We start from the raw sequence: 3509 nt of genomic DNA on the forward strand, positions 1-3509 counted from the left end.
GGGCGATGCTGAGCCAGTGGCCCTTGCCGCCGCTGGCGGCGGCACCGAGGCCTTTCAGCGTTTGCGCGGGCGGAAGCTTTTGCGCGGCCCGCGCCGGCCACCAGCCGCCCACTGCCGCCGCCAGGGCGATGCTGAGCCAGTGGCCCTTGCCGCCGCTGGCGGCGGCACCGAGGCCTTTCAGCGTTTGCGCGGGCGGAAGCTTTTGCGCGGCCCGCGCCGGCCACCAGCCGCCCACTGCCGCCGCCAGCACGCCCAGCGCGCCGTAGGTAAAAGCCGCCGCGCCGTTCCATTGCAGGCTGGGCGCGACGCCGGAAAAGTAGCCGCCGCCCAGGTCGCCGCCCAGCAGCCGCAGCGCCAGCGCGGCCAGCGCCGTGCCCAGCGCAATGCCCAGCACGCTGCCGGCCAGGCCCAGCAGCACGGACTCGGCCAGCACCAGTTGCAGGCGCTCGCGTCCCGTCAGCCCGAGTACCCCCAGCAAGGCGAACTGCTGCGCGCGCTTGGCCACGCTGAGCGACAGCACCGAGAAAACCAGGAAGGCGCCGGTGAACAGCGCTACCAATGCGAGTACCGTGAGGTTGACGCGGTAGGCGCGCGAGAGGTTGCTGACGCGCTCGGCCGCATTGCCCGGCGCGGTGGCGGTGATGCCGGGCGGCAGTTGCAGCGAGGCGATGAAACGCCTAGCTTCGGCGCCGGGCTTGAGCCGCAGGTCTATGCGCGAAAGCTGGCCGCCCCTGCCGAACAGGTCTTGCGCGGCGGCGATGTCCATCACGGCCAGCGGCCCGCCGCCCGCACCCACACTGCCGGCCACGGCCACCTCGCGCAGTTCGAGGCCGCTTTGCAGGCGCAGCGAAGGGCCACTGAACAATTGCCGCGCGGCCGGGTTCAGGAACACCTGGCCCGGTGCGAACAGTGCGAAGCGCCCCGCGTCGGTGGACGGCACCGGCATCAGGGCCGGCGCCATGGCGGCCACTGCCAGGGCATCCACGCCGATGATGCGCAGCGGCAGGCGTTCGGCTTTGCCGCCCGCGGATGTGGTGAGCGCATAGGTGCTGAGCTCCAGCACCGGGCTGGCCAGGGCCACCTGCGGGTCGGCGGCCACGCGGCGGTAGAGGTTCTCGTCAAAGCCGCCCTGCACGGCGCGCAGCTCCAGGTCGGGCTGGCCGTTGACGGCGCGCACCGCCTGGGAGAATTCGCTGAGCGCCGAGGCATTGATCAGCTGCACCGAAAACGCCAGCGCCACGCCCAGCATCACGGCCGCCACCGCGGCAGCGTTGCGCCAGGGGTGGTGTTGCAATTCCCGCCAGGAGAAACTAGAGAGCAGGGCGCGCATCGCCTCATTGTGCCTTCTGCGCCGCTGCTAAAGCGAATCAGGCATCTGTATCGGTACAGAARGGGCTTGCCTGCTTCTGTCGGGAAAGTGCAGCCTTCGTTTAAGCTAAGCCCTTATTTTTGCTCCGCAATGAAAGCCTCCTTCGCCATGCAACTCCCCACCTACGAAGACGTGATTGCCGCCGCCGCGCGCATAGAAGGCCATGCGCACCGCACGCAGGTGCTGAAATCGGCCACCGCCGAGGCGCGCTGGGGCGCCGAATTTTTCTTCAAATGCGAAAACTTCCAGCGCATGGGCGCTTTCAAGTTTCGCGGCGCCTTCAACGCGCTGTCCAAGTTCGATGCCGCGCAGCGCAAGGCTGGCGCGATCGCCTTCTCATCGGGCAACCACGCGCAGGCGGTGGCGCTGTCGGCGCGCATGCTGGGCATGCCCGCGGTGATCGTGATGCCGCAGGACGCGCCCGCCGCCAAGCTTGCCGCCACGCGCGGCTATGGCGCCGAAGTGGTGCTCTACGACCGCTTCACCGAAGACCGCGAGGCCCTGACCAAGGGGTTGGCCGCCGAGCGCGGCATGACCTTGATCCCACCCTACGACCATCCCGACGTGATCGCGGGCCAGGGCACGGCCGCCAAGGAATTGTTCGAGGAGACTGGCGCGCTGGACAGCCTCTACATCTGCCTGGGGGGCGGCGGACTCACCGGCGGTTCGGCGCTGGCCGCGCGCGCATTGGCACCGAAGTGCAAGGTTTATGGCGTCGAGCCGGAAGCCGGCGACGACGGCCTGCAGTCGCTGCGCGCCGGCCGCATCGTGCGTATCGCCACACCCAAGACCATCGCCGACGGCGCGCAGACCCAGTACCTGGGCGACTACACCTTCGGCATCATCCGCCGCGACGTCGACGACATCCTTACCGTGAGCGACGCGCAGCTGGTGGAGGCCATGCGTTTTTTCGCCGAGCGCATGAAGATGGTGGTCGAGCCCACCGGCTGCCTGTCCTTTGCCGGCGCCTGCAAGGTGCTCGAAGCGAATCCGCCCGCGAAGGGAGAACGGATAGGCGTCATCGTGAGCGGCGGCAACGTCGACCTCGCGCGCTACGCGGAGCTGCTGGCGCCGCGCTGAACCGGTGCAAAGGCCGGGGCCGTGCCGGGCTTGTCCCGGCCGGCAAGCGTCTGCCTGATTTCTGGATCCGCACTTATCCGGGGCGCTGCCGCGGCGCGTGAGCGTACCTTGCGGCCCCCTTGCTGTGCGCGTTCGGAGTTGAATACGGCCGAGCTCGGGAAATCCAACAAACAATACCCGCGCCAAGACAATCTTGGTGGGGGGAGCGGGGGAATTCGAATACGGTTCAGGTTTTTTAAAACCATGTTCAGAACCGACTACCAAAATCCCTTGCGCCGCATCACCCGCGTCGAGTCCGACCGCGAGAGAAGCTGGCGAGTCTGTGTCCGGCGCTATGGGCGGACCGTGACCAGGGCATTCACCGACCTGTGCTACGGCGGCAAGCGCAAGTCGCTGGCCGCCGCCAAGATTTACCGGGATGCGCTGGAGGCTCACATCGCCTCATTTGACGCGGACCATCGCCAGTGGCGCCGTGCGCAAAAAACCAGGGGCAATTCATCGGGAACGGTGGGCGTGGCGCGCTACCTGGCCGCCTCCAAAAAACCGGGCGGCACGCCCGCGCCCTATTGGCAGGCTTTTTGGCTGGATGCGTGGGGCAAGCGCCGGCGTAAAAACTACCGGGTGGGAATCCATGGCGAGAGGAAGGCCAAGCGCCTCGCCCGGGAGGCTTATGCCCAGGGCCTGGCCGAAGCGCATGCCGCCCTCCAGCGCAATGCCTTGCTGGAACAGCAAACCCCCCGCCTCGGCAAAGAACACGAACCCCTGCTGTTTGCCGCCGCATTTGCCGCCGAGTCGCTGCGGCCTTGAAGTCCGGGCCGCGGTGATTCCGGATGCGGGCAGGGCGCTCAAGCCTTGCGATCGGCTTCCCTGGATTTCCCAATGAACTGCGTCACCGCCAGCATCAGCGAAGTGCTAGCCACGATCAGCGTGGAAATGGCCGCGATGGTCGGATCCACCTGGTCGCGCAAGGCGTTGAACATATTGCGTGTGAGTGTGGAGTTGTCGCCGCCGGAGACGAACAGCGAGACGATGATTTCATCAAACGACGTGAGGAAGGCCA

The 3509-nt window shown here is 67.4% G+C and carries 4 protein-coding genes; 2 read left to right on the top strand and 2 right to left on the bottom strand.

Features of this window, described 5'->3' with window-relative positions; all coding sequences use genetic code 11:
* Positions 1-1330: ABC transporter permease (locus AC1D0P_RS23430; protein ID WP_477678934.1), on the bottom strand; the 1330-nt coding region annotated here is incomplete at its 3' end.
* A gap of 147 nt (positions 1331-1477) precedes the next feature.
* On the opposite strand from AC1D0P_RS23430, the gene AC1D0P_RS23435 reads away from it, so the two are divergent.
* Positions 1478-2449 carry a threo-3-hydroxy-L-aspartate ammonia-lyase gene (locus AC1D0P_RS23435; protein WP_477678935.1) on the top strand — a complete coding sequence of 324 codons (972 nt, stop codon included), beginning with the start codon at positions 1478-1480 and terminating at the stop codon, positions 2447-2449.
* A 345-nt stretch (positions 2450-2794) separates the two neighbouring features.
* Positions 2795-3256 (top strand): hypothetical protein, encoded by a 462-nt coding sequence (locus tag AC1D0P_RS23440; RefSeq protein ID WP_477678936.1) that lies wholly within the window; start codon positions 2795-2797, stop codon positions 3254-3256.
* Between the two features lie 38 nt (positions 3257-3294).
* On the opposite strand, the gene AC1D0P_RS23445 is transcribed toward AC1D0P_RS23440, so the two are convergent.
* Positions 3295-3509, bottom strand: a 215-nt coding sequence (locus AC1D0P_RS23445; protein ID WP_477678937.1) for an ABC transporter permease, incomplete at its 5' end; no start/stop codon positions are given.

It is taken from the genome of Polaromonas sp. P1_G2, assembly GCF_056405515.1.

Coding starts and splice junctions, on each gene's coding strand:
- AC1D0P_RS23435 (WP_477678935.1), top strand. CDS start 1,478: ATGCAACTCCCCACCTACGAAGACGTGATTGCCGCCGCCGCGCGCATA.